Genomic DNA, 24,788 nt, shown 5'->3' on the forward strand with positions numbered 1-24,788 from the left:
CCCCGGTGAGGTTTGTGGCTGCGACGGTCATGCCGTCTCCTTATTAAAGGCGTGTATCACAGTGAGGCCGTGCATCGTCAGGTCGTCCTCGACCCGGTCAAATAGCACGTCTCCCTGCCCGAACAGGGGGGCAAGGCCCCCGGTTCCGATGATCCGCATCGGTCGGCCCCGTTCGCCCTTGATCCGGTCGCAGATCCCGCGCACCAGGCCGACGTAGCCCCAGAAGATCCCCGACTGCATGCAGGCGACCGTGTTGGTCCCGATCACCCGCTGCGGCTTGGTCACATCGACATGCGGCAGGGCCGCAGCGGCCATGTGGAGCGCCTCCAGGCTGAGGTTCACCCCGGGCGCGATCACGCCGCCGACATAGGCCCCGTCGTCGTCCACGACGTCGAACGTGGTCGCGGTCCCGAAATCGACGACGACCAGGTTGCCACCGTGCCGGTCATAGGCCCCGGCGGTGTTCACGAGGCGGTCCGGGCCAACCTGCGTCCCTTCATCCACCCGGGGTGGCTGGGGCAGACGGCATTCGGGTTTGCCCACGACCAGGGGGCGGCAGCCAAAGTATCGGTCCGACAGGACGCGCAGGTTGAACACGACCCTCGGCACCGTCGAGGAGATGATGACCTCGTCAATCGCCGCCTCGACCGTGCGGAGCTGCATGATCGAACTGAGCCAGACGAAATACTCGTCCGCGGTGCGCCGCCAGTCGGTGGCAATCCGCCACGTGCCGTGGAAGCGGGTCCCGTCCCAGATGGCGAAAACGGTGTTGGTGTTCCCGCAATCGATGGCGAGGAGCATCAGAAGTACACGTCCGCTGCAGGGATCAGGACCTCGCGGCCCTCGACCCGCAGGATGAGGTTCCCGGCCTGGTCGACCGTCTCGAAGACGCCGGTGATCTCGCGGGTCGTCGTCCGGGCTGTCACGATCTCGCCCAGGCGGGCGGCGTTCGCGAGCCAATCCTCCCGGATCCGGGGGAAGCCCATGGCCGCGAGCTTCATCTCCTGGGTGGCGAAATGCCCCGCGAGAACCGTCAGGAACTGTTCGGGCGCGACGGGCTCGCCCCCCTCGCCGGTCAGGGATACCGGAGGAAACTCCGTCCGGACGTCATGAGGCGCCTTGGCCAGATTCACGCCCAGCCCGATGGACAGCCAGTCCACGAGCGGACCGCCGCTTGAGGCGCTTTCCAGGAGGATGCCCGCAATCTTGCCCCCGTTGAGGAGCACGTCGTTCGGCCACTTCAAAGCCAGCAAACTGCGGTCGACATAAAGCGCCAGCGACTCGAACAGCGCGTTGGCGGCCATGAAGGACCGCGCCGCTGCTTCGGACGGCGTGCACCAGGGCCGGTACACGAGTGTGGCCGCCAGGTTGCCGTCCCCGCCGAGCCATGTTCGGCCCCGGCGACCTTTGGCGTTGGTCTGCTGGCGGGCCATGATCCATGTCGGCCTGTCGAGGCCCGGCGCGCGACGCCGGGCCTCGGCCATGGTGCTGTCCACCTCGTCCAGGACGACGAGGGAGTAACCTTCGGGCCAGGGCCCCAGGGGCATCGTCTCAGTTGACAAGGGTCGCTGCGGCCGCCGCCGCCAGGGGCTCGATCCCGAACAGATTGACGACACCGAGCAGCATCACCGCCGCGGAGACCATCAGCACGGTCCAGTTCACACCGGTCATCCTGCGGTCAAGCACCTCACGCTCCTCGCCGAAGTACATGAAGTAGACGATCCGGAGATAGAAGAAGGCCGAGATCGCCGAGGCTACCATCCCTGCGAGGGCCAGCCAGGTCAGGCCACCCTCGTAGGCGGCGCGCAGGACGTAGAACTTGGCGAAGAACCCGATCATCGGAGGGACCCCAGCCATGCTGAACATGAGCACGAGGAGCGCCAGGGCGCGGAGCGGCTCCCGGCGGGAATACATGTTGAGCATCCGGATGTCCGTCACCGGCTGCCCATTCCGCTCCATGGACAGGATGAACGCGAAGGTGCCGAGGTTCATGGCCACGTAGATCGCCATGTAGATCAGCATGGCCTGGACGCCGAAGGCATCCGCCGACGCAAGCCCCATCAGCGCGAACCCCATGTGGGAGATCGACGAATAGGCCATCAGCCGCTTGATGTTGGTCTGTCCGATGGCGGCAATGCTGCCCAGGAACATCGAGACGAGCGACAGGAAGGCAACGATCTGCTGCCAGTCGCCCGCAACCATGCCATAGGCGTCGTGCACCACGCGGGCCAGAAGCCCGATAGCGGCGACCTTGGAGCCCGTGGCCAGGAATGCGGTGACCGGAGTCGGCGCCCCTTCGTAGACGTCCGGCGTCCACATGTGGAACGGCGCCGCCGAGATCTTGAAAGCAATGCCGGACATGACGAAGACCAGACCGAACAGGAGTCCGAGCGAGAAGCCGTCTGCCGTGGCTGCCAAGATGCCAGCGAAGTCGATCGAGCCCGCATACCCATAGGTCAGCGAGGCACCGTAAAGCAGGAGCCCCGAGGACAGGGCGCCAAGCACGAAGAACTTCAAGCCGGCCTCGGTGGAGCGGACGCTGTCGCGGCGGATCGAGGTCAGCACATAGGCCGAGAGCGCCTGCAGCTCGAGTCCCATGTAGAGGGTCAGCAGATCCCCGGCGGACACCATGATCATCATCCCGAGCGCGCAGAACGTGATCAGGATCGGGTACTCGAAGCGCAGCGTGTTCTGCCGCGTCAGGTAGTCCTGGCTTAGGAGCAGGACGACCGCGGCGGCGCCAAGGATCAGCACCTTCGCGAAACGCGAGAAGCCGTCGTCCACGAAACTGCCGGCGAAGGCGACATCGGTGCCGGAGCGCGCACCGATCCACCATGCCATCAGAGCCATCACCAAGGCCGTTAGCCAGAGAAGGATGGGCGTCGCCCGATCCTTGATCGTGAAGACCCCGGCCAGCAGGGCAAGGATCCCATAAAGCGCGAGGTAAGTCTCGGGCCGGATTACGTCAAAGTCGCCGCTCATTCCCCGGCCCCTTCCTCAACTTGCGCAACTTGGGTCTGCGCCTCAAAGGCGGCCTGCGCGTCCTGAACCGGCCCCAGCATCGCTTGCGTCGCGGGGCCGACGATGTCGGTAACAAGAGACGGATACACGCCGAGCAGGATCGTCATGGCCACGAGCGGGGCGAAGATCAGCTTCTCGCGCCCGGTCATGTCCTGGATCGTCCGGAGCGTATCCTTGACGAGGTCGCCCAGCACGACGCGGCGGTAGAGCCAGAGCGCATAGGACGCCGACAGGATGACGCCCGTGGTCGCGACCACGGCGACCCAGGTGTTGGCCTGGTAGGCGCCGGCGAGGGTCAGGAACTCTCCGACGAAGCCGGAGGTGCCGGGAAGCCCGACGTTCCCCATCGTGAACAGGAGGAACACGAAGGCGTAGACCGGCATCCGGTTCACCAGGCCACCATAGGCCGCGATCTCCCGCGTGTGGATCCGGTCGTAGATTACGCCCACGATGAGGAAGAGCGCGCCGGAGATGAAGCCGTGGCTCAGCATCTGGAAGACCGCCCCGTCCACGCCCTGCTGGTTCGCTGCGAAGATCCCCATGGTGACGAATCCCATGTGCGCGACCGAGGAGTAGGCCACCAGCTTCTTCATGTCGGACTGCACCAGGGCCACGAGCGAGGCGTAGACGATCGCGATGGCCGAAATCCACAGGACCAGCGGGCCGAGTACCTCGGAGCCGACCGGGAACATCGGCAGCGAGAACCGCAGGAAGCCGTAGCCCCCCATCTTGAGCAGGATCGCGGCCAGGACGACGGACCCGGCCGTCGGGGCCTGTACGTGCGCATCCGGCAGCCAGGTGTGCACCGGCCACATCGGCATCTTCACCGCGAACGAGGCAAAGAAGGCCAGGAAGAGCAGAGTCTGCATCCCACCCAGGACGGTGATGTTGAGGATGCGGATGCTTTCGGACGGGAACTGGTAGGTCAGGAGGGTCGGGATGTCGGTCGTGCCGGTCTGACCGAACATGACCACCATGGCGACCAGCATGAAGACCGAGCCCAGGAAGGTGTAGAGGAAGAACTTGAACGCCGCGTAGATGCGGTTCTGTCCGCCCCAGATCCCGATGATCAGGAACATGGGGATCAGGCTGCCCTCGAAGAACAGGTAGAACAGCACGAGATCGAGCGCCACGAACACGCCGATCATCAGCGTCTCGAGGAGCAGGAACGCGATCATGTACTCCTTGAGTCGATGCTCCACGTCCCAGGCCGAGGCGATGACCAGCGGCATCAGGAAGGTGGTCAGGAGCACGAACAGCACCGAGATGCCGTCCACGCCAAGCTTGTACTGCAGGCCAAGCAGCCAGGCCCGCTGTTCCACGAGCTGGAACCCCGGGTTCGTCGAATCGAAGCGGGCCAGGATGAACAGGGACGCGACGAAGGTGATCGTGGTCGTGGCGAGCGCGATCCACTTGGCGTTCCGGCGCGACGCGGCATCGTCGCCGCGCAGGAGAAGCAGGGCGAGCGCCCCGAGGGACGGCAGGAAGGTGACGAGCGAAAGAAGCATCACTCGGCTCCTCCGGTGATCGTGAACCAGGTCAGGAGGATTGCGATCCCGATGACCATGGCGAAGGCATAGTGGAAGACGTAGCCGGACTGCGCCCGGTTCACGGCACGGGTGAAGGTCGGGACGATCCCCATCGCGACGCCGTTGATGGTGCCGTCGATCACGGTCCCATCGCCACGCTGCCACAGGAACCGGCCGAGCCAGACTGCGGGCCGGACGAAGACGAAGTCATAGATCTCGTCGAAGTACCACTTGTTGAGAAGGAACTCATAAAGCGGCCGGTTGGCGGCAGCGATCCGCCTCGGGAGGTCGGGCCGGCGGATGTACATGACATAGGCCAGCGCCGTCCCGATCAGCATCGCCAGGAAGGGGGACAGCTTGACCCAGACCGGAGACGCGTGTGCCGCCTCGAGCACGTGCTCGCTCGCCTCGTTCATCGCGATCGCGCCGCCGAGCGGGGCGGCCAGGACCTCGGCCCCCTCCCCCGGTGCGGCGGCAGTCTCTTCGGGCGCGACCTCCGAGGCCGCACCGGACTCGGCGGCGGCTTCGGACGGGCTCTCCCCAGCCTCTGCGATCGGTTCGGCCTCGGCATCGCCAGCGCGCGCGTCGCTGCTGTGCTCTCCACTCTCGGGCATGTCGAAGAACGACACCATGCGTTCATGGTCGCCGAAGAAGCTGTTGTGCCAGATCATTCCGGCAAAGACAGCGCCCACGGCCAGGACGCCAAGCGGGGCCAGCATGACCGCAGGGCTTTCGTGCGGGACATGATGGTGGTCGCCGTGGTCGTTCGGCCCATGCTCGGTCCCGACCAGGGGCGCGGAACCCGTTCCGTCGGCCGGAACATAGGCGTGCGCGTCGTGGTCATGGGACGCGTGACCCCAGCGCGGGGTCCCGAAGAATGTCAGAAAGATCAGGCGCCAAGAATAGAACGCCGTCATCGCCGCCGCGAGAACGAGAGCCCAGAAGGCGAAGGAATTGCCCGAGGCCCAGGCCGTCTCGATGATGGCGTCTTTGGACAGGAAGCCGGCGAAGCCGATGTAGGTCAGCGGAATGCCGACACCGGTGATCGCCAGCGTTCCAATGACCATCGCCCAGAAGGTATAGGGGATGTAGGACCGGAGCCCGCCGTAGTTGCGCATGTCCTGTTCATGGTGCGTCGCATGGATGACCGAACCCGCGCCAAGGAACAGCATGGCCTTGAAGAAGGCGTGCGTGAACAGGTGGAACATCGCGGCGCCATAGATGCCCGAGCCTGCGGCCACGAACATGTATCCGAGCTGCGAGCAGGTCGAGTAGGCGATCACGCGCTTGATGTCGTTCTGCACCAGGCCGACCGTGGCGGCGAAGAAGGCGGTCGCCGCGCCGACGACGATGATGAAGTTCTTCGCATAAGGCGCGACTTCGAAGAGCGGCGACATCCGGCAGAGCAGGAAGACGCCGGCCGTCACCATCGTGGCGGCATGGATGAGTGCCGACACCGGCGTGGGACCTTCCATCGCATCCGGCAGCCAGGTGTGCAGGAACAACTGGGCGGATTTGCCCATGGCGCCGAAGAACAGCAGGAAGGCCGCGAGTTCGGCGGCGTTGAAGGTGCTCCAGGCGAAGTTGACCTGCTGAGTGGCGATCTCCGGCGTCGCGGCGAAGATGTCGTCCAGCCGGATCGAGTCCGTGAGGAAGTAGAGCGTGAAGATGCCAAGGAGGAAGGCGAAGTCGCCCACGCGGTTGACGACGAAGGCCTTGATCGAGGCAGCGTTGGCGGACGGCTTTCGGAAGTAGAAGCCGATCAGGAGGTACGACGCCAGGCCCACGCCCTCCCAGCCGAAGAAGAGCTGGAGGAGGTTGTCCGCCGTCACCAGCATCAGCATCGCGAAGGTGAAGAGCGACAGATAGGCGAAGAACCTGGGCCGGTAGCTTTCGCCGTCCCGGAAATTCTCGTCGTGAGCCATGTAGCCCAGCGAGTAGAGGTGCACGAGCGCCGACACCGAGCAGATCACGACCAGCATGATCGCCGTCAGGCGGTCCAGGCGAATGGCCCAGGACGCGTCGAGCGTGCCGGACTGGATCCAGCGGAGGATCTCGATGTGCTGGGCGGGTCCATCAACGCTGAGGAAGACGGCCCAGGACAGAAGCGCCGCCAGGAAGAGGAGAGCCGTGGCGAAAAGGCAGGCTGCGCTTTCGCCGAGAAGCCGCCAGCCAAAGCCGCAGACCAGGGCGCCGACCAATGGCGCAAAGAGGATGATCGTTGTCACCGGGTCAGCCCTTCATGACGTTGACGTCTTCGACCTCGATCGTGCCCCGGTTGCGGAAGAAGCAAACCAGGATGGCGAGCCCGATGGCCGCCTCGGCCGCGGCGACCGTCAGCACGAAGAGGGTGAAGATCTGGCCCACGAGATCGCCCGAGTAGGACGAGAAGGCCACGAAGTTGATGTTCACGGCGAGCAGGATGAGCTCGAGCGACATCAGCAGGATGATGATGTTCTTCCGGTTGAGGAAGAGGCCGAAGATGCCCACCACGAACAGCGCCGCCGAAACGGTGAGGTAATGTTCAAGACCGATCATCGACGGGCTCCTTGGATGGGGGCGGCGATCCCCTGCCCCGGCTTCACGTCCAGCAGCTCGAGCGTCTTTGCGGGATCACGGAACATCTGGGCCAGCGCATCCTGGCGTTTGACGTCCTGCCGATGGCGGAGCGTCAGGACGATGGCGCCGATCATCGCGACCAGCAGGATCAGGCCAGCCAACTGGAACAGCAGGAAGTAGCGGTCATAGAGCAGCAGGCCGATGGCGCGCGTATTCTCGACGTTGCCGATGGGCGCGGCGATGCGACCGGTCGCACCGGGGTCCACCTGCCAGACGCCGAAGGCGATCGTCAGCTGCATGATGATGATGAGGCCGATCAGGAGCGCGAGCGGCATGTACTTCGCCATCTCGGCCTTCAGTTCGGCGAAGTCGACGTCCAGCATCATGACGACGAAGAGGAACAGCACCGCAACGGCGCCGACATAGACGATGACCAGGAGCATGGCCACGAACTCGGCCCCGAGCAGCACGAAGAGCCCGGCCGAGGACAGGAAGGACAGGATGAGCCAAAGGACCGAATGAACCGGATTGCGGCTCACCACGGTCATGAGGCCGCCAGCGACAGTCGTGATCGCGAAGGCGTAGAAGGCAAGGGCAGCTGCGGTCATCTCAGGTCTTGTCCTCCTTCATCGCCTCGGTGGCGAGTTCCATGGCCTTGGTCATCGCCGGAACGCCGCCGAACAGGCCGGCCAGCGCGATGGTTTCGGCGATCTCCTGCTTGCTGGCCCCGGCCTCGCGTGCATGCCGCACGGTCAGCCGCACCTGCGGCTCGGCCTGGGCGCCCTGGATCGTCAGGCCGGCCAAGGTGATGAGAAGGCGCGTCCTGGCGTCGAGCCCATCGGGGTTCAGCGTCTTGCCCATGAACATCTCGAGGACGTTCTTGGGCATGGTCGGGAGCAGGGCTTCGAAGCCCTTGGGCGTGAAGCTCTCAAGCGCGGGATTGATGGCGCGGGCCCAGTCCTGGCCCATCTTCATCATCGACGCGAAGGGGTTGGCGGGGTCGGTCATGAGCGGGTCACCGATACGGCGCATCAAGTTCGAGGTTGCGGGCGATCACGACCTCCCACCTGTCGCCGTTGTCGAGCAGCTTCTGCTTGTCGTAGAACAGCTCCTCGCGCGTTTCGGTGGAGAACTCGAGGTTCGGCGTCTCGACGATCGCGTCCACCGGGCAGGCTTCCTGGCAGAAGCCGCAGTAGATGCACTTGGTCATGTCGATGTCGTAGCGCGTGGTCCGACGCGAGCCGTCCTCGCGCGGTTCGGCGTCGATGACGATGCAGTTCGCCGGGCAGACCGCCTCGCAGAGCTTGCAGGCAATGCAGCGTTCCTCGCCGTTCGGATAGCGGCGGAGCGCATGTTCCCCCCGGAAGCGGGGCGAGAGCGGCGAGCGTTCGTGCGGGTAGTTGAGCGTGGTCTTGGGCTTGAAGAAGTACTTCAGGCCAATCGCCATGCCCTTGAAGAAGTCCTGGAGCAGCCAGTACTTCGCGGCCCGTCCGTAATCCATCTGGGTCATAGGTCAGCCTCCCCAGGTCCAGCGCGCCCAGGCGCCGCCCAGAACTTCGAATTTCGCCAGGAACGCCACCAGCACGACCCACACGAGCGAGAACGGCAGGAACACCTTCCAGCCCAGGCGCATCAGCTGGTCGTAGCGGTAGCGGGGGGTGATCGCCTTCACCATCGAGAAGATGAAGAAGAAGAACAGGATCTTGAGGATCAGCCAGAGCACGCCGTCGGGCAGCCCCGGGATCGGCGACAGCCAGCCCCCGAAGAACAGGAGCGAGGTCAGCGTGCACATCAGCACGGCGGCCATGTATTCGCCGATCATGAACAGCAGGAACGGCGTCGAGGAGTATTCCACCTGGTAGCCGGCCACGAGCTCGGACTCAGCTTCGGGCAGGTCGAAGGGCGGCCGGTTCGTCTCGGCCAGGGCCGAGATGAAGAACAGGAACACCATCGGGAAGTGGACGACCCAGTACCAGTTGAAGATGCCCCAGTTGCCGTCCTGCGCCCGCACGATGTCACCGAAGTTCATCGACCCGGTCGAGATGATCACGCCGATGATGATGAGGCCCAGCGAGACCTCGTAGGAGATCATCTGCGCGGCCGAGCGGAGGGAGCCCAGGAACGGGTACTTGGAGTTCGACGCCCAGCCGCCCATGATGATCCCGTAGACGCCCAGCGAGGAGATCGCGAGGACGTAAAGGATCGCTACGTTCACGTCGGCGAGGACCCAGGTGTTGTTGAAGGGGATCACCGCCCAGGCGATCACCGACACCACGAAGGAAATGAGCGGCGCGATCAGGAACACCGCCTTGTCGGCGCCGGCGGGAATGACCACTTCCTTGACGATGTACTTGAGGAAGTCGGCGAAGCTTTGCATGAGCCCGAACGGACCCACGACGTTCGGCCCCCGCCGAAGCTGCACGGCCGCCCAGATCTTGCGGTCGGCATACAGCAGGAATGCCAGCGCCACGAGGAGCGGGACAAGGATCAGCAGGCACTGCCCCAGGGTGAGGAGCACGATGCCAAGCCAGTTGTTCGTGAAGAAGTCAGCCATCGCGTTCCTCTAGACCGTCGGTTTGCCGTTCAGACCGCGCCCGGCCATGACGGCGGCGGTGTCGATCTCTCGCCTACGGGGCGGCTCCGGCGAGACGCTGTAAACAGCAACTTCCCGCCGGTTGCCAGCCGTTTCGATCATCGCAGCCGATGGACGGTCACCGGCCTGGCCCGGACAGGACCGCATCATTCCGCCGCCAGGCGCGGTTGGTTGCGGCCCGCCTCAAGGGCGGCCAGGTCGGCCATGACCTTGCTGGCCCGTGCGATCGGATTGGACAGGTAGTAGTCGCGGATCACGTTCCGGAACGTGGCGTGTCCCAGGGTCCGGGGCGGGATGTGCGGCAGGCGGTTGTCCTGAACCTCGTCGATCTGCGCCAGATGCGGATGGGCCGCTACGAGGGCCTGACGGAGCTGGGCCAAGCTGTCCCACGGCTGCGCGGACCCGAGCGCCCCCGAAACGGCCCGCAGGATCGCCCAGTTCTCCTTGGCCTCGCCGGGCGCGAAGCCGGCGCGCAGGGCGAGTTGCGGCCGCCCCTCGGTGTTCACGAAGAGGCCGTTCTCCTCGGTGTAGGCGGCGGCGGGCAGGATCAGGTCCGCGCGGTGCGCGCCGCGATCGCCATGGCTGCCCTGGTAGATGACGAAGGGACCGGGGGCGATCTCGATCTCGTCAGCGCCGAGGTTCCAGATGACCTCGGCCCCTTCCACGGCGGCCTGCAGCCCGCCTTCGGTGACGCAGCCCAGGTCCAGGGCGCCGACGCGAGATGCCGCGGTGTGCAGGATGAGGAGCTTGGCGCCCATGGCTTCGACGATGCCGAGGACATGGCTCAGAACCGCCTCGCCATCGGCCTCGCGCAGCGCCCCTTGGCCCAGGATGACGACGGCGTTGTCGGCGGGCTGCGCCTTTTGCCGGAAGGCGTCGAGCGCAGCGCGATCGGCTCCCGCGTGGTCGTAGTCGTAGGTGAGGTCGGCCGCTTCGCCGATCACGGTGACATTCGCGCCCTTGAGCCAGGCCCCACGGATGCGGGCGTTGAGGACCGGCGCCTCGGTGCGGGGGTTGGACCCGACGATCACGATCGACTTGGCCGTGGCCAGATCCTCGATTCGCGCGTTCCCGACGTATCCGCCCCGGGGTCCGGTGGTCGACAGCCGGGCGCCGTCGACCCGGCACTCAACGGTGCCGCCGACCCGTGCCATGAGATCCTTGAGCGCGAAGGCTGCCTCGACCGAAGCCAGATCGCCCACGAGTCCCGCCACGCGACGACCCTTCATCACGTTCGCCGCGACCGACAGGGCCTCGCCCCAGGTCGCCTTGCGAAGCCACCCGCTCTCACGGATGTAGGGGGTGTCGAGACGCTGCCGGCGCAGGCCGTCCCACACGAAGCGGGCCTTGTCGCTCAACCACTCCTCGTTCACGCCGTCATGGTTGCGGGGCAGGATCCGCATGACCTCCCGCCCTTTCGAATCGACGCGGATGCTGGAGCCGAGCGCGTCCATGACATCGACGGAGTCGGTCTTGACCAATTCCCAGGGACGGCCCTTGTAGGCGTAGGGCTTGGAGACGAGCGCGCCCACCGGGCAGAGGTCGATGATGTTGCCCTGGAGGTTCGACGACAGGGTCTGGTTGAGGTAGGACGTGATCTCGCTGTCCTCGCCCCGTCCCGTCTGGCCCATCTGGGTGATGCCGGCGATCTCGGTGGTGAAACGGACGCAGCGCGTGCACGAGATGCAGCGGTTCATGTGCGTCTCGACCAGGGGGCCGAGTTCCAGATCCTCGGTCGCGCGCTTGGGTTCGCGGTAGCGGGAATAGGACAGGCCATAGGCCAGCGCCTGATCCTGCAAGTCGCATTCGCCGCCCTGGTCGCAGATCGGGCAGTCGAGCGGATGGTTGATGAGAAGGAACTCCATCACCCCTTGGCGGGCCTTGCGGACCATGGGCGAGTTCGTCTTGACCTCGGGCGGTTCACCGTTCTTGCCGGGCCGCAGATCCTTGACCTGCTGCGCGCAGGAGGCGGTGGGCTTGGGCGGGCCGCCCACCACCTCCACGAGGCACATGCGGCAGTTCCCGGCGATCGAGAGTCGCTCATGGTAGCAGAAGCGCGGGACCTCGATCCCGGCGAGGTCACAGGCCTGCAGGATCGTCATGGCGCCCGGGACTTCGTAGACCGTGCCGTCGATCATGATGGGCTTCAGGTCGGACATGCGGGCAAACCTCCGGTCGCAGGGGCGCGACGGCGCCCCGGTTTGCCCGGCGTTCTAGCGTGGTGGCCGAAGGAGGGCCAGACGCTTCACGCGTCCTTGTCACGAGCCCGTTCCCAGGCAGGCGGGGGTGTCTAGTCCTGCAGCAGTCGGCCGATCCGGCTGGCCTTGGCGATCTCCGTGCGACCCACGTCGCAGTAGGTCTCCCATTCGCCCTCGACCGCGCCCATGTCCCGCAACCGCTGCCGGGCGATCGCCTCCAGCCGGTCCTTCTCGGCATCGTCGTCGATGAAGGCGTCGATCTCCCGTGCGGAGTAGCCCAGGCGGCGCGCCTCGGCCCGCAGGGACAGGAGGAACGCGAGTCCCTGGAGCTTCTTGCCGTCGATCCCGTCGCAACGCTCGCCGATCTCATAGGCGATCGCCGTGTCGATCAATCCCTCGGTGATCGACTCGACCTGCCCCAGAGCGGGGCGGCCCTGGGCCGGCAGGATCGATGGCATCGCTCCCAGGATCAGCATCGCGACGGTCGTGGGAAAGCTTGCCATGGGTGGGCTCCTGTCCAAGGCCAGTTGCGGGTGTCCCGGTCTGGCCGCTGCTCTCGGTAGGATGTGGGCCCGGCGACCTGATATGCCATATCAACTCCCTGTGCTCGGGCGACGCCTCCCGGCCGAGATGTGAGCCGGCGCTCTGTCCGGGCTCCCGTCAGGCGCATGGGAACATCCCCGGCCCATCTCCGTTGCTCCCGCGACCGTTCCACATCCGGGAGACCGTTCCATGACCTTCAGCCGACCAGCCCTCGCCCTGCTCGCCGTGGGGCTTGCAGGCGTCGCTTATGCCCTGCGTCCCCGCCCGGGTCAGGGCAGCGGCACCAAGTCCCCGTATCAGCCGGTTCGCAACGCGGGCCGCGAGGAGATGAGCATTCCGCCCCGCCACTGGGATCGCGTGGATGAGACGGTGGATGAAAGCTTCCCGGCGAGCGATCCGCCCGGCAGTTACTGACGGTCGGCGCTACTGGATCCACGCGCAGTCGAACTGCGCGACATAGGTGCCGTTGGACTCGATCCGTTCCACCAGACCTCGGGGAACCCCGTGTCGGCATGAATAGGCCTGCGAAAGGACGCCGCGTCGGTCGGCGTCCGCCAGCGGCAGGCCCGTGGCGGTGCGGGCGCGAACCTCGACCTCACTATGCCATTCGATGGTCTCGACCGATCGCCCGGCGACGATCGCCAGCACCCGGGTGCCCATCATCGGGCCGATGTGGCGCACCTGCTCCAGTTGCGGAGAGATGCCCTGCGCCGCTGAACCGGTCGTCCCGGCCAGCAGGAGAGCGAGGATCGCGGCTGTCAGTCGTCGCATGGCCCACCTTTTCCGTTGTTCGTCCTCGCGGAGATAGGATGAAACGGCGGGTCGGCACGGCCCTGCGCGAAGCCAGTCCCGGGGTGTTCAGCAGTCGGTGTAGAAGACGTGGTCGGCGTTCGTCGGATCGAAGCGCACCGGGGCGCCGCGCCAACCGGGCGCGACATCCCTGCCCCGACGGGCGCAGAACAGCGCAAGCACATCGCTGGCCGTCTGCCGGTCCACGGCGCCCGAGACCCGCACGGCCGGCCCCTCGGTCACGAAGGCCGCGTCTTCGGGCAAGATCAGCCCGCCGTCGGGGGTTCGCGTCAGTGCTTCTGGAAAGATGTGAGGGCGCGGCTCATTCTCGATGCGCCGCACCCCATAGTCCTGACCCAGGTAGGAGATCGTCGTCTGGTCAGGGGTCGGACCGAAAGCCGAGCAGGCCGCGAGCGCTCCTGGAAGAAGGACCGCGGCCCAAGGCTTCATTCGGCGGCGACCGCCGTGATGCGCCCGGTCCGCTTGGCCCGGATCCGATCCTCGATCTCGTCGCGGAAGTTGCGGATCAGGCCCTGGATCGGCCAAGCCGCGGCGTCACCCAGGGCGCAGATCGTGTGACCTTCGACCTGCTTGGTGACATCGAGCAGCATGTCGATCTCCTCGACCTCGGCCTCGCCCCTCACGAGGCGTTCCATGACGCGCATCATCCAGCCGGTGCCTTCGCGGCACGGCGTGCACTGGCCGCAGGATTCATGCTTGTAGAACTTGGCGAGCCGCCAGATCGCCTTCACCATGTCCGTGCTCTGGTCCATGACGATCACGGCGGCGGTGCCCAGGCCCGACTTCTGCTCGCGCAGCCAGTCGAAGTCCATGATGGCGTCCTTCATGACGTCGGCCTTGATGTTCGGGACCGAGGAGCCGCCGGGAATGACGGCCTTGAGGTTGTCCCAGCCGCCACGGATGCCTCCGCAGTGCTTCTCGATCAGCTCGACGAAGGGGATCGACATCGCCTCTTCGACGACGCAGGGCCGGTTCACGTGTCCCGAGATCGCGAAGAGCTTGGTGCCCGAGTTGTTGGGCCGCCCGAAGGAAGAGAACCAGGAGGCGCCGCGCCGCAGGATCGTGGGTGCGACCGCGATCGACTCGACGTTGTTGACCGTGGTTGGGCAGCCATAGAGACCCGCGCCCGCCGGGAACGGCGGCTTCATGCGGGGCATGCCCTTCTTGCCCTCGAGCGATTCGAGAAGGGCCGTCTCCTCGCCGCAAATGTAGGCGCCGGCGCCGTGGTGGACATAAAGGTCGAAGTCCCAGCCCGAGCCGCAGGCGTTCCGCCCGATCAGGCCGGCGTCATAGGCCTCGTCCACGGCGCGCTGGAGCGACTCCTTCTCGCGGATGTATTCGCCGCGGATGTAGATGTAGGCGGCGTGCGCCCCCATGGCGAAGGAGGCGATCAGGCAGCCCTCGACCAGCGTGTGCGGGTCGTGGCGCATGATCTCCCGGTCCTTGCAGGTCCCGGGCTCGGATTCGTCGGCATTGACCACGAGGTAGGCGGGCCGGCCGTCCGATTCCTTGGGCATGAAGGACCACTTGAGGCCCGTCGGGAAGCCCGCGCCCCCGCGTCCGCGCAGGCCGGACGCCTTCATCTCGTTCACGATCCAGTCGCGGCCCTTGGCCAGGATGTCCTTGGTCCCGTCCCAGTGGCCGCGCGCCCGCGCCCCGGCCAGGGAACGGTCGTGCATCCCGTAGATGTTGGTGAAGATGCGGTCCTTGTCCTCAAGCATGGGCTTACCCTTTATGCGTCCGGCGCAGGCGCCAGACCTGCCATGTCAGATAGAGCGCGAAGCCGAAGCCCGCGAGAGCGAAAAGATCGAAGAGGCCCTGGACCCGGGCTGACCAGCCCAGCCGTCCGCCAACCCAGGTCGAGGCGATCCAGAACAGACCCACCACGACCAGGACGAGCGACGCCCGGCGACCAGCCGCGGCAATCCTGGGATCCACGACGCGCGGGGCGACGACCTTCCGGGGATCGGCCAGTGGCACAGGGCGCGCGGCGGGGCGATCCCGTCGTGGCACGAGGCGCTGGTGGCCGTTCAGGGCGCCGGCGTCTCGGCGTTCTGCCACGACCGTCCCCCTTCGTTCGCCAGGGCGCGCGCCCGGTCCACCCAATTGTTGCGCTCGATGACGCCGCGATCACCGCCGAGACGGGAGTTCATCCAGTCGATCTCTCCCGCGCTCCAACTCGCGATCTGACCGAAGTGCCAGATGCCAAGCTCGTTGAGCTTGGAAGCCAGTTCGGTCGTGACACCCTCGATGCGGGTCAGGTCGTCTGCAGTGCCGCGCGGCGCGGTCAGCGTGGGAGGCATCTGCTCGGGCACGAGCGGCGCGGCGGCGGCCTCGGCCCCGGTGGCATCGGGTCCGGCGACGCCATGCGCCGGGGTCACGCCCGACGGGTGGCCCTGCGGCTCGGGTGCGACCGTTTCGCCGCTCGGCAGCGGGTGACGAACGCCGGCTGGACGGGCGGAATGTTCCATGTCGGCCTGCTGGGGCGCCTCGCCCGGCTCGCCGTCCGAGGGAGTGACGGCCTGCGCCTCCTCGACCGGGACAGGAGGAACCTCGTCCTGCTGCGGAGTCTTGAGCCAGGGTGCCCGCAGCGGCACCTCGGTCCCGTCGATGCGCTTGACGGTGTCGCCGATCGTGAGCGCCAGGTCCACGCTGGCGTTATGGGCGTTCCGCCCCTCGACCCACTGCACCAGCGAGGTGACGCCACCCTCGGGCTCGGAGGCGTAGCGCCCGATCTGCGAGCCCGGCTGCGGCACGCGGCCGGCCGAGAGCTCGTCGATGATGCGGGTCAGGCTCTCGACCGAGAGATCCTCGTAGTAGTCCTTGCCGATCTGGGCCATCGGCGCGTTGGCGCAGGCGCCCAGGCATTCGACCTCTTCCCAGGACAGCTTCCCGTCGGCCGACGGGTGGTGCGGCTCGGCGTTGATCCGCCGCTGGCACAGCTCCAGCAGGGCCTCGCTTCCACGCAGCATGCAAGGGGTCGTGCCGCAGATCTGGATATGCGCGACTGACCCGACCGGGCTCAGCTGGAACATGAAGTAGAAGGTGGCGACCTCGAGCACGCGGATATAGGCCATGCCCAGCATTCCCGCGATAGCCTCGATGGCGGGCTTGGAGACCCAGCCTTCCTGCTCTTGCGCCCTGAAAAGGAGCGGGATCACCGCGCTGGCCTGCCGCCCCTCGGGGTACTTCTGGATCTGGGCTTCGGCCCAGGCGAGGTTCGCGGGCGTGAAGGCGAAGGCGGCGGGCTGTTCGTGGTGCAGGCGACGGAGCATGGGGGTCCGATCAGGTCAGCGGCAGGTGTCTGTGCCCGCCCTATACATGGCGAAACCGGCCCGGAACAGGCCCCGGGCCGATCAAGTTCAGATGCAGTTGTCCGAGAGGACGCGGATGGAATTGTCCGTGCTGGGCTCGATGCGCCCCTGCGCCTCGAGCTGGGTCGTGAGCGCGGGCAGTTCCGCCTGGGTCAGGTTCGACCGGAGCAGGACCGCTCCCACGTTCGAAGAGGTGAGAACGCATCCCTCCGACTCGATAGCGGCGACGAAACGGTCCGCGGGCGCCACGGTCGCCGGAACGCCGACGGGCTGAGGGGGCCGTGGCGCAGGTTGCGAACAGGCCGTGAGAGCCGCAGCCCCCAATACGAGAAGCGTCAACGTCCTGGCGGTCATCCTCACTCCTTTCGCTTCACCGGTCACCACGTCCGTCCGTTGTCGCTGGATTTCCGCGGCTCTACCGATCTGATACCGTTCACCCGGTTTGTCACGAGCCCGAGGCCGATAATCTCGCTTCCCCGCCGAGCTCTGCCCTGGTCCCGGGCGCGGCTCGGCTCGACACCTCCGGGTGAACAAGAGGCCGCAGCGCCGTGGCTTCACCCGTGATGGCCGGCGCCGGGCCGGGGACGCACGGGGAACGGCGTGCCGTCCCCTGGTGCCCCCCACCCCGGCCGCTCAGCGGTCGATGCTTCCGAACACGATGTCCAAGGTGGCGATCACCGCCGATACGTCGGCCAGCATGTGCCCTTTGACCAGATGATCCATGGCCTGAAGGTGCGCATAGTCCGCCGCCCGGATCTTGGCGCGGTAGGGCTTGTTGGTGCCGTCCGCGACCAGATAGACCCCGAACTCACCCTTCGGCGCCTCGATGGCCGTGTAGGTCTCACCGGCGGGGACGTGGAACCCCTCGGTGTACATCTTGAAGTGATGGATGAGGGCCTCCATCGAGGTCTTCATCTCGCCGCGCTTGGGCGGCGTGAGCTTCCCGCGGGCCAGGACGTCGCCTGTCTCCACCCGGAGCTTGGCAATGGCCTGGCGGATGATCTTGGTCGATTCGCGCATCTCGGACATGCGGATCAGGTAGCGGTCGTAATTGTCGCCGTTCTTGCCGACCGGGATCTGGAAGTCGAATTCGTCGTAGCACTCGTAGGGCTGCGACCGACGAAGATCCCAGGGCAAGCCCGCCGAACGCGCGATCGGACCCGACAGGCCCCAGTCCTGCACGTCCTTTTCCGTGATGATGGCGATGTCGACGTTGCGCTGCTTGAAGATGCGGTTCTCGGTCAGCAGTTCGTCGATGTCATCGAGGACCTGTGGGAAATGGTCCGCCCAGGCATCGATGTCGTCCAGAAGCTGGGGCGGCAGGTCCTGGTGGACCCCGCCGGGCCGGAAGTAGGCCGCGTGCATCCGCGCGCCGGAGGCCCGCTCGTAGAACATGAAGAGCTTCTCGCGCTCCTCGAAGCCCCAGAGCGGCGGCGTCAGCGCCCCCACGTCCATGGCCCAGGTGGTCACGTTCAGCAGGTGGTTCAGCACCCGCGTGATCTCGGAATAAAGGACCCGGATCAGCGAAGCGCGGCGCGGGACCGCCACACCGGTCAGCTTCTCGATGGCAAGGCACCAGACGTGCTCCATCGACATGGGCGAACAGTAGTCGAGCCGGTCCCAGTAGGGCAGCCCCTGGAGGTAGGTCTTGTGCTCCAGGAACTTCTCGGTGCCGCGGTGCAGCAGCCCGATATGCGGGTCGCACCGCTCCACGATCTCGCCGTCGAGCTCAAGGATCAGGCGAAGGACCCCGTGGGCCGCCGGGTGCTGCGGGCCGAAGTTGATGTTGAAGTTCCGGATCTTCTGCTCGCCCGTCAGCACATCCTCGAAGCCGCGGTCCTGGACTTCGCCGCCGTGCTCCAGATCCGTGCCCCGCAGGTTCGGCCGCAGGTCGCCCTTGAGATCGCCGTCCATGTTGCGTCCTTTCCTCGGTCGTCCGCGCCTCAGGAGGGGGAGCGGGTCTGGGTGGTGGTCGGCGCTGCGCCAAGGTCCCGGCCACCCGCCTTCTCGTCGCCGGGAAGCCGGTAGGCACCGCCCTCCCAGGGGCTCAGGAAGTCGAAGGCACGCCATTCCTGCGTCAGGCGCACGGGCTCGTAGACGACGCGCTTCTGCACTTCGTCGTAGCGCACCTCGTTGTGGCCGGTCAGCGGGAAGTCCTTGCGGAGCGGGTGCCCGCGGAAGCCGTAGTCGGTCAGGATTCGCCGCAGGTCCGGATGCCCCGAGAACACGATCCCGTACATGTCGAAGACTTCACGCTCGAACCAGTTGGCGCCCGGGTAGACCGAGGTCACCGAAGGGACCATCTCGTCCTCGGACACCTGCGCCTTCACCCGGATGCGGCGGTTCTGATACATCGAGAGGAAGTGGTAGACCATGTCGAAGCGCTTGGCGCGTCCAGGCCAGTCCACCGCCGTGATGTCGATCAGGCAGGAGAACTGGCAGGCCGAATCAGCCCGGAGGAAAGCCACGACCTCGACGATGGAGCCGATCGCCGCCTCGACGGTCAGCTCCCCGTTGGCGACGTAGTGGCGGAGGACGGCGCCCTTGCTGCGCTCGACGATCAGGGCGCCGAGGGCGTCCAGCGGATCGACGGGAACCTCGGGAACCTGCGCGGGGATCGCTGCCTCGGGGATCGGATTCTCGGCCATGTCGGGTCCCTTCAGCGAACGATGGTGCCAGTCCGGCGGATCTTCCGCTGGAGCTGGAGGATGCCGTACAGCAGCGCCTCGGCCGTGGGGGGGCAGCCGGGAACATAGACGTCCACCGGGACGATGCGGTCGCAGCCCCGCACCACGGAATAGCCGAAGTGGTAGTAGCCGCCGCCGTTCGCGCAGGATCCCATGGAGATCACGTAGCGCGGCTCGGGCATCTGGTCGTAGATCTTGCGGAACGCCGGCGCCATCTTGTTCGTCAGCGTCCCCGCCACGATGATCAGGTCCGACTGGCGCGGGGACGCGCGGGGCGCGGTTCCAAAGCGTTCGAGGTCATAGCGCGGCATGGAGGTGTGCATCATCTCCACGGCGCAGCAGGCGAGCCCGAAGGTCATCCAGTGCAGCGATCCGGTCCGCGCCCAGTTGATGATGTCCGCGGTCGAGGTGACCAGGAAGCCTTGGTCCTGGAGATCCTTGTTCATCTCCCGGACCGTCACCTCACGGTCGGCGCCGGCGGTGTAGAGCCCCGTCTGGACACCCTGGACCGGCAGGCCGCCGGTCTGGGGCCCGCCCTGGACCAGGCTGCCGCCCTTGAGCTCATCCTCGGTCGGGAGGATGAACTGCGGCTTGGTCGTGGTATCGTCCTTCACTGCCATTCGAGGGCCCCCTTCTTCCACTCGTAGGCGAATCCGATCGTCAGCACCGCGAGGAAGATCATCATCGACCAGAACGCCGCCATGGAAAGCTCGCCGAAGGCCGTGGCCCAGGGGAACAGGAAGGCGACTTCAAGGTCGAAGATAATGAACAGGATAGACACGAGGTAGAACCTCACGTCGAATTTCATCCGGGCGTCGTCGAAGGCGTTGAAGCCGCATTCATAGGCCGACACCTTTTCCGGATCCGGGTTGCGCACGGCCAGCACGACGGCGGCGAGGATCAGGATGATGCCCAGGGCAACGGCGAGCCCCAGGAAGATGATGATGGGGAGGTATTCCCTCAGAAAGCCGTCTTCCATGCGCGCCTCCGGAACAGGGGGCGCCCGCGCGCCCGTTCAGGGGCTTAGCGCTCCCCCCGGGCGGGGTCAACCGAACGCCATCACGCCTTGGAGACCACCCCGGCGGCGATCATCATGGCCAGAGTCACCGGCAGCCAAAGCAGGCGCTCTGGAACGGAGGGCGTGGCCGCGTTGGCCAGCACCGCGAGGGCGCCCAGAGCGAGCACGCCGTGCATGGCCCATCGGGGGGTGCGCAGCCGCAGGACCTGGGCCCGCGCCAAGATCGTCGTTGCGGCGGCGGCCATCAGCAGGGCCGACAGCAGCGGAAGCAGACGGGCGGGCCATGGCAGGACGCCGGGCCAGCGCCCGCCCATGGTCAGGCGGCCGAGGGGCAGGCCCGCGATCACCGCGGCGTGGAACAGGATCACGACCCCGGCCAGGGCCGCATAGGCCAGTGCCGCCAGCCTCGCCATGCTTGCCTTGCCCATTTCGCCACCCCGAGACCTGCCTTCGGATCCATGCCCCGAGGGAACGGGCCCGGGCAAGATGCCGGGCCGATGATCGCCGCCCGGACCAGCAGGACCACGCGGGCGAGCCCTGCCCTGCTTGGTCACGCGGGCCAGCTCTGGAACCGGCTTTGCCAGGGCATGACATGGCGATCATGTGCCTCGGACGGCGAAGCCCGCCCCGACCCACCCGGGCGACCCCGCTCGGTCGCTCCTGGGTTGGCTATCAGGATGGGCTCCCCCAGATCCGCGCCTCTGCGATCTCGAGGGAGTTTCCGGCCGGGTCGCGGAAGTAAAAGGAGCGGCCGCCCGACGGCCAGCGCAGCTCGGCCTCGATGGCGATGCCGGCGGCCACAAGCCTGTCCTTCCAAGCCTCAAGGCCGATGGGCTCGGCCGCGAAGCAGAGATGTCCGGGGCCTCTGGCGCCATGCGGCGGAACCGGCCAGGGCGATCGGGTGTCCGCCACCTCGGTGGCGTCGGGATTGAAGATCAGGAGGATGCCGGAGCCGCAGCGGTAGAACACATGCCGCTCGCCCGAGCGGACGATCCTTTCGAGCCCGAGAAGGCCGCCGTAGAACGCTTCGGCCGCATTAAGGTCAGACGCGTAGACCGCGGTTTCCAGGATCAGGGTGGGCGGCTGCGACATGGCGGTTCCGCAGACAAGAGCGCCGTCCACAGGATGCCCCGCGCCGGCCTGCGGTCAAGGGACAGGCCGTCAGCTCAGCAGCGCCTGATGGATCTGGATGCGGCCCGTCTCGCCCTCGCGGACCTCGATCGTCGAGGGAACCGCGATGAAGCCGGGCGGCGCGGTCACGGTGATGATGTCGGGCTGCTCCCCGACGCCGTTGTTCACCTCGACGTCGACGCTCAGTCCGTCGATCTCGAGCACGAATATCATGTCGATCGAGTTGCCATGCGTCAGCCGGTTGATGAACACGACATCCGCCGGATGGCCCTGGGCCGGGCGAAGCGCGACAAAGGCCGAGGTGGTCGTGCCCCAGGACCAGCAATCGCGGGCGCCCAGCGCGTAACCCTCGCCCGCCCGACCGGAGGTGGCCGAGCCGAGGGTGAATGCGACGGCGGCTAGGGCAGCGGCCTTGCGCGCCGGAAAAGGAAGGTTCATGATCGTGCTCCAGGGGTGACGGGTCCATGCCTGGAACGCGGGCAAATCCGGGCGCAGTTCGCTGCATTGCAGCGATATTGTTGGCCCAAGCTGAATCTGCCCAAGAAACCGGCGGTCATGAGGGGACCCGATGTTGCGACAGGCGGCTCGTGCCTGCCGCGCATGCCTGCGCTCGACAGGTCGGTTCCGTTCCTTGAAAGGAGGAACCGCACCGTGCCCCTCGCGTTCCCGCCTCATGAAACGACTTCTCCTTTCCGTGATCCTACTTTCCTCGCCCGTCGCCGCACAGGAAGTCGGCCGGGTCGGCGTCGACTGGGTCGGCAACGACATCATCATCGAAGCCCTGCCCGATCCCGGGGTGGAGGGAGTCACCTGCCATGTCGCCTATTTCGAACGGTCTTTCCTTGACCGGGTCTCGCAGGGGAACTGGTTCGAGGACCCGTCGAACTCCTCGATCGCCTGCCGCCAGACCGGCCCGCTCCGCGTCGGGGACATCGACCGGAGCCCGGAAGGAGAGGAGATCTTCTCCGAACGGCAATCGATCATCTTCAAGTCTCTTCGCATCACGCGCATCTTCGATGAGGAGAACCAGGTCCTCATCTATCTCGTGCACGCCAACGAGGTGAGCCAGGGGTCGGCCAAGATGTCGATCTCGACGGTTCCGCTCTGGAACGCGGGCAGCCAGTAGGGCCGACGCGACGCACCAGCCGGACACCACCCTTTCCGTCCCTGAGCCTGGCTATGCGGCCAGGGCGCCTGAATCGCGACGGGGCCGGAGCCTCCTAGAGAAACAGTCCGTCCACCGCCTGGGGAAGGTCATCGAAGGACCCCAGGACCACCTCCGGGCCAAGGGCCGCCATGTCCTCGCCAGAGGGACCGAAGGAGACCAGGATCGAGGGGACGCCAGCCGCCCGCGCCGTCCTGTGGTCGGTGTCGCTGTCCCCGACGAGGCAAGCACGCGACGGCACTCCCCCTGCCCGCTCCACCGCCGTCGTGAACGGAAGGGGATCTGGCTTGCGCACCGCAAGGGTATCGGCCCCCACGAGGCTGTCGAAGAGAGCCCTCACGCCCAGCTTGCCGAGCAGGGCCTCGGCCAGCGCCTCGGGCTTGTTGGTGCAGATCCCGGTGCGATATCCGGCCGAACGCAGCCGTTCCACGGCCTCGACAGCGCCGGGGTAGAGGGTGGTGAGGTCGCAGATCGCCTCCTCGTAACGCCGGAGGAGATTGGGATACTGGCGCTCCACCTCCAGGGTGCCATGGGAGCCGGATCGTGAGAAGCCGAGCGCCAGCATCGCGCGTCCGCCCCGCAGGGCCACCCCCGCATCCCGGGCGTCGAGAAGATCGCCCAGGCCGAGATCGCGGAAGCAGCCGTTCGCGGCGGCCAGGAGATCGCCGCTCGTATCGGCGAGCGTGCCGTCCAGGTCGAAGATCACCGTGCGCGCGTCCTGGTCCATCGGCCACCTCCGGGCGCCGCTGTAACCGACGGTAGGAGGATGTGAACCCCCGCCCTCGCCGCAAGGCTTGGAAAGGCAGGGCCTGTTGCATAGAAGGACCGTCAACCAGAACGGGAACAGGGGCAGTCATGGGCGGGACCGGAGGCGTGGGAATCGTCATCCTCGCAGCAGGCGCGGGCACGCGGATGAATTCCGAACGCCCCAAGGTGCTGCATGAACTGGCAGGGGCGCCGCTTCTTCATCACGCGATGCGCTCGGCCGCCGCGCTGGCCCCCGAGCAGATGGTCGTCGTGACCGGCGTCGGGGCGCACGAGGTCGAGAAGGCCGCCCGCGCCTTCGACCCCGAGGTGGTCACGGTCCATCAGGCCGAACGGCTCGGGACCGCCCATGCGGTGCTCCAGGCCCGGGAGCTCCTCGGGAGCCACGACGGCGACGTGATCGTGCTTTATGGCGATACGCCCTTCGTCACCTCCGAAACCCTGGAGCGGATGCTCGAGGCGCGCGCCAAGGCCGACGTCGTCGTGCTGGGCTTCGAGACCGCCGACCCCGAAGCGCGTTACGGGAGGCTGGTGACGCAGGGCGACCGGCTCGAGCGGATCGTGGAATGGAAGGATGCCGACGCCGCGACCCGCGCCATCCGGCTTTGCAACTCCGGCGTAGTCTGCGCCGAAGGGACCTTCCTCTTCGACCTCCTGCGCGAGGTCGGCAACGACAACGCGGCCCAGGAATACTACCTGACGGACATCATCGAGATCGCCGGGCGCCGGGGCATGAACGCCACCGTCGTCCGCTGCGACGAGGCCGAGACTCTGGGCATCAACTCCCGGACGGAGCTGCTGGCCGCCGAGGTCGCGTTCCAGGCCCGCGCGCGCGCCGACGCCCTGGAGAACGGGGTCTCCATGCAGGCCCCGGACACGGTGTTCTTCTCGTACGACACCTTCATCGGCCGCGACACGGTCATCGAGCCCAACGTGGTCTTCGGGCCCGGCGTGACGGTCGAGAGCGAGGCCCGCATCCGCGCCTTTTCCCACCTGGAGGGCTGCCATGTCTCGCGCGGGGCGATCGTCGGCCCCTTTGCCCGCCTGCGTCCGGGCGCGGAGCTCGCCGAGGACGTGCACGTCGGCAACTTCGTCGAGATCAAGGCCGCGCAGGTCGGCGAAGGCGCCAAGATCAATCACCTGACCTACATCGGCGACGCCGAGATCGGCGAACGGACCAACGTCGGCGCGGGCACCGTGACCTGCAACTACGACGGCGTGTTCAAGCATCGCACGGTGATCGGCAAGAACGCCTTCATCGGGTCGGACACCATGCTGGTGGCCCCGGTCACGGTGGGCGACGGCGCCATCACCGGCTCGGGCTCGGTCATCACCCAGGACGTGGCGCCCGGCGCGCTGGCGCTCGGACGGGCGCGGCAGGTCGAGTTCGCGGGCTTCGCCACCAAGTTCTTCGAGAAACTGCGCGCCCTCAAGGCCGCCACGTCGAAAGGCTGA

Annotated in this window: 29 protein-coding genes; 3 read left to right on the forward strand and 26 right to left on the reverse strand. The window is 66.7% G+C overall.

Features of this window, described 5'->3' with window-relative positions; genetic code table 11:
* Positions 1-27: 27 nt before the first annotated feature.
* From J3P31_RS07530 to J3P31_RS07585, 12 genes are all read right to left on the reverse strand, one after another.
* Complete coding sequence (locus tag J3P31_RS07530; protein ID WP_210527811.1) at positions 28-801, reverse strand: type III pantothenate kinase; 774 nt, start codon at positions 799-801, stop codon at positions 28-30.
* Complete coding sequence (locus J3P31_RS07535) at positions 801-1,547, reverse strand: biotin--[acetyl-CoA-carboxylase] ligase (protein ID WP_210527812.1); 747 nt, start codon at positions 1,545-1,547, stop codon at positions 801-803. The genes J3P31_RS07530 and J3P31_RS07535 overlap by 1 nt, the downstream gene beginning before the upstream one ends.
* A gap of 4 nt (positions 1,548-1,551) precedes the next feature.
* Positions 1,552-2,982 (reverse strand): NADH-quinone oxidoreductase subunit NuoN, encoded by a 1,431-nt coding sequence (gene nuoN / locus J3P31_RS07540; RefSeq protein ID WP_210527813.1) that lies wholly within the window; start codon positions 2,980-2,982, stop codon positions 1,552-1,554.
* A complete protein-coding gene (locus tag J3P31_RS07545; RefSeq protein ID WP_210527814.1) occupies positions 2,979-4,529 on the reverse strand; it encodes an NADH-quinone oxidoreductase subunit M in 1,551 nt (516 codons plus the stop codon). Before J3P31_RS07545 ends, nuoN begins: the two co-directional genes overlap by 4 nt.
* Positions 4,529-6,778, reverse strand: a complete 2,250-nt coding sequence (gene nuoL, locus J3P31_RS07550) for an NADH-quinone oxidoreductase subunit L (protein WP_210527815.1) — start codon at positions 6,776-6,778, stop codon at positions 4,529-4,531. The genes J3P31_RS07545 and nuoL overlap by 1 nt, the downstream gene beginning before the upstream one ends.
* A 4-nt stretch (positions 6,779-6,782) precedes the next feature.
* The gene (gene nuoK, locus J3P31_RS07555) at positions 6,783-7,088 is read right to left on the reverse strand and encodes an NADH-quinone oxidoreductase subunit NuoK (protein ID WP_209839910.1); all 306 of its coding nucleotides are present in this window, start codon (positions 7,086-7,088) and stop codon (positions 6,783-6,785) included.
* Positions 7,085-7,717: an NADH-quinone oxidoreductase subunit J gene (locus J3P31_RS07560; protein ID WP_210527816.1), complete on the reverse strand. Its 633-nt coding sequence runs from the start codon at positions 7,715-7,717 to the stop codon at positions 7,085-7,087. The genes nuoK and J3P31_RS07560 overlap by 4 nt, the downstream gene beginning before the upstream one ends.
* Before the next feature lies 1 nt (position 7,718).
* Entirely contained in the window at positions 7,719-8,117 is a 399-nt protein-coding gene (locus J3P31_RS07565) for a carboxymuconolactone decarboxylase family protein (RefSeq protein WP_210527817.1), read from the reverse strand.
* A gap of 7 nt (positions 8,118-8,124) precedes the next feature.
* Entirely contained in the window at positions 8,125-8,619 is a 495-nt protein-coding gene (gene nuoI / locus J3P31_RS07570; RefSeq protein ID WP_210527818.1) for an NADH-quinone oxidoreductase subunit NuoI, read from the reverse strand.
* A gap of 3 nt (positions 8,620-8,622) precedes the next feature.
* Positions 8,623-9,663, reverse strand: a complete 1,041-nt coding sequence (nuoH, locus tag J3P31_RS07575) for an NADH-quinone oxidoreductase subunit NuoH (RefSeq protein WP_210527819.1) — start codon at positions 9,661-9,663, stop codon at positions 8,623-8,625.
* Positions 9,664-9,848: 185 nt separating this feature from the next.
* The gene (gene nuoG / locus J3P31_RS07580; RefSeq protein WP_210527820.1) at positions 9,849-11,861 is read right to left on the reverse strand and encodes an NADH-quinone oxidoreductase subunit NuoG; all 2,013 of its coding nucleotides are present in this window, start codon (positions 11,859-11,861) and stop codon (positions 9,849-9,851) included.
* Positions 11,862-11,992: 131 nt separating this feature from the next.
* A complete protein-coding gene (locus J3P31_RS07585) occupies positions 11,993-12,403 on the reverse strand; it encodes a DUF5333 domain-containing protein (RefSeq protein WP_246849361.1) in 411 nt (136 codons plus the stop codon).
* Positions 12,404-12,632: 229 nt separating this feature from the next.
* On the opposite strand from J3P31_RS07585, the gene J3P31_RS07590 reads away from it, so the two are divergent.
* Positions 12,633-12,857 (forward strand): hypothetical protein, encoded by a 225-nt coding sequence (locus J3P31_RS07590; RefSeq protein WP_210527821.1) that lies wholly within the window; start codon positions 12,633-12,635, stop codon positions 12,855-12,857.
* Between the two features lie 9 nt (positions 12,858-12,866).
* Here the strand turns inward: J3P31_RS07590 and J3P31_RS07595 are convergent, their stop codons facing one another.
* The 13 genes from J3P31_RS07595 to J3P31_RS07655 all read right to left on the reverse strand — a co-directional run bounded on the left by J3P31_RS07595 (position 12,867) and on the right by J3P31_RS07655 (position 21,841).
* Positions 12,867-13,214: a hypothetical protein gene (locus J3P31_RS07595; protein ID WP_210527822.1), complete on the reverse strand. Its 348-nt coding sequence runs from the start codon at positions 13,212-13,214 to the stop codon at positions 12,867-12,869.
* A gap of 87 nt (positions 13,215-13,301) precedes the next feature.
* On the reverse strand, positions 13,302-13,682 hold the full coding sequence (locus J3P31_RS07600; RefSeq protein ID WP_210527823.1) for a hypothetical protein: 381 nt from the start codon (positions 13,680-13,682) through the stop codon (positions 13,302-13,304).
* Positions 13,679-14,974 carry an NADH-quinone oxidoreductase subunit NuoF gene (nuoF, locus tag J3P31_RS07605; RefSeq protein ID WP_210527824.1) on the reverse strand — a complete coding sequence of 432 codons (1,296 nt, stop codon included), beginning with the start codon at positions 14,972-14,974 and terminating at the stop codon, positions 13,679-13,681. The genes J3P31_RS07600 and nuoF overlap by 4 nt, the downstream gene beginning before the upstream one ends.
* A 4-nt stretch (positions 14,975-14,978) precedes the next feature.
* A complete protein-coding gene (locus J3P31_RS07610) occupies positions 14,979-15,314 on the reverse strand; it encodes a DUF5337 domain-containing protein (RefSeq protein WP_368373034.1) in 336 nt (111 codons plus the stop codon).
* Positions 15,284-16,528 carry an NADH-quinone oxidoreductase subunit E gene (locus J3P31_RS07615; protein ID WP_210527825.1) on the reverse strand — a complete coding sequence of 415 codons (1,245 nt, stop codon included), beginning with the start codon at positions 16,526-16,528 and terminating at the stop codon, positions 15,284-15,286. The genes J3P31_RS07610 and J3P31_RS07615 overlap by 31 nt, the downstream gene beginning before the upstream one ends.
* 87 nt (positions 16,529-16,615) lie before the next feature.
* Positions 16,616-16,921, reverse strand: coding sequence for a hypothetical protein (locus tag J3P31_RS07620; protein ID WP_210527826.1), 306 nt, complete (start codon positions 16,919-16,921; stop codon positions 16,616-16,618).
* A gap of 279 nt (positions 16,922-17,200) precedes the next feature.
* A complete protein-coding gene (locus J3P31_RS07625) occupies positions 17,201-18,481 on the reverse strand; it encodes an NADH-quinone oxidoreductase subunit D (RefSeq protein WP_210527827.1) in 1,281 nt (426 codons plus the stop codon).
* A 29-nt stretch (positions 18,482-18,510) separates the two neighbouring features.
* Positions 18,511-19,215, reverse strand: coding sequence for an NADH-quinone oxidoreductase subunit C (locus tag J3P31_RS07630; protein WP_210527828.1), 705 nt, complete (start codon positions 19,213-19,215; stop codon positions 18,511-18,513).
* An 11-nt stretch (positions 19,216-19,226) separates the two neighbouring features.
* Positions 19,227-19,700 carry a NuoB/complex I 20 kDa subunit family protein gene (locus J3P31_RS07635; protein ID WP_139076183.1) on the reverse strand — a complete coding sequence of 158 codons (474 nt, stop codon included), beginning with the start codon at positions 19,698-19,700 and terminating at the stop codon, positions 19,227-19,229.
* Between the two features lie 164 nt (positions 19,701-19,864).
* Positions 19,865-20,233 carry an NADH-quinone oxidoreductase subunit A gene (locus tag J3P31_RS07640; RefSeq protein WP_210527829.1) on the reverse strand — a complete coding sequence of 123 codons (369 nt, stop codon included), beginning with the start codon at positions 20,231-20,233 and terminating at the stop codon, positions 19,865-19,867.
* Between the two features lie 80 nt (positions 20,234-20,313).
* A complete protein-coding gene (locus J3P31_RS07645) occupies positions 20,314-20,700 on the reverse strand; it encodes a hypothetical protein (protein WP_246849360.1) in 387 nt (128 codons plus the stop codon).
* A 244-nt stretch (positions 20,701-20,944) separates the two neighbouring features.
* A complete protein-coding gene (locus J3P31_RS07650) occupies positions 20,945-21,364 on the reverse strand; it encodes a VOC family protein (protein ID WP_210527830.1) in 420 nt (139 codons plus the stop codon).
* A 69-nt stretch (positions 21,365-21,433) separates the two neighbouring features.
* Positions 21,434-21,841 carry a hypothetical protein gene (locus J3P31_RS07655; protein ID WP_210527831.1) on the reverse strand — a complete coding sequence of 136 codons (408 nt, stop codon included), beginning with the start codon at positions 21,839-21,841 and terminating at the stop codon, positions 21,434-21,436.
* 235 nt (positions 21,842-22,076) lie between these two features.
* Between J3P31_RS07655 and J3P31_RS07660 the strand changes: the two genes are divergently transcribed.
* On the forward strand, positions 22,077-22,529 hold the full coding sequence (locus J3P31_RS07660; protein WP_210527832.1) for a CreA family protein: 453 nt from the start codon (positions 22,077-22,079) through the stop codon (positions 22,527-22,529).
* A gap of 94 nt (positions 22,530-22,623) precedes the next feature.
* Here J3P31_RS07660 and J3P31_RS07665 read toward each other — a convergent pair whose 3' ends face one another.
* Positions 22,624-23,295 (reverse strand): HAD-IA family hydrolase, encoded by a 672-nt coding sequence (locus J3P31_RS07665; RefSeq protein ID WP_210527833.1) that lies wholly within the window; start codon positions 23,293-23,295, stop codon positions 22,624-22,626.
* A 128-nt stretch (positions 23,296-23,423) separates the two neighbouring features.
* On the opposite strand from J3P31_RS07665, the gene glmU reads away from it, so the two are divergent.
* Positions 23,424-24,788 (forward strand): bifunctional UDP-N-acetylglucosamine diphosphorylase/glucosamine-1-phosphate N-acetyltransferase GlmU, encoded by a 1,365-nt coding sequence (gene glmU / locus J3P31_RS07670; RefSeq protein WP_210527834.1) that lies wholly within the window; start codon positions 23,424-23,426, stop codon positions 24,786-24,788.

This window comes from Rubellimicrobium arenae, from assembly GCF_017916275.1.
GTDB classification, from domain to species: Bacteria; Pseudomonadota; Alphaproteobacteria; order Rhodobacterales; family Rhodobacteraceae; genus Rubellimicrobium; species Rubellimicrobium arenae.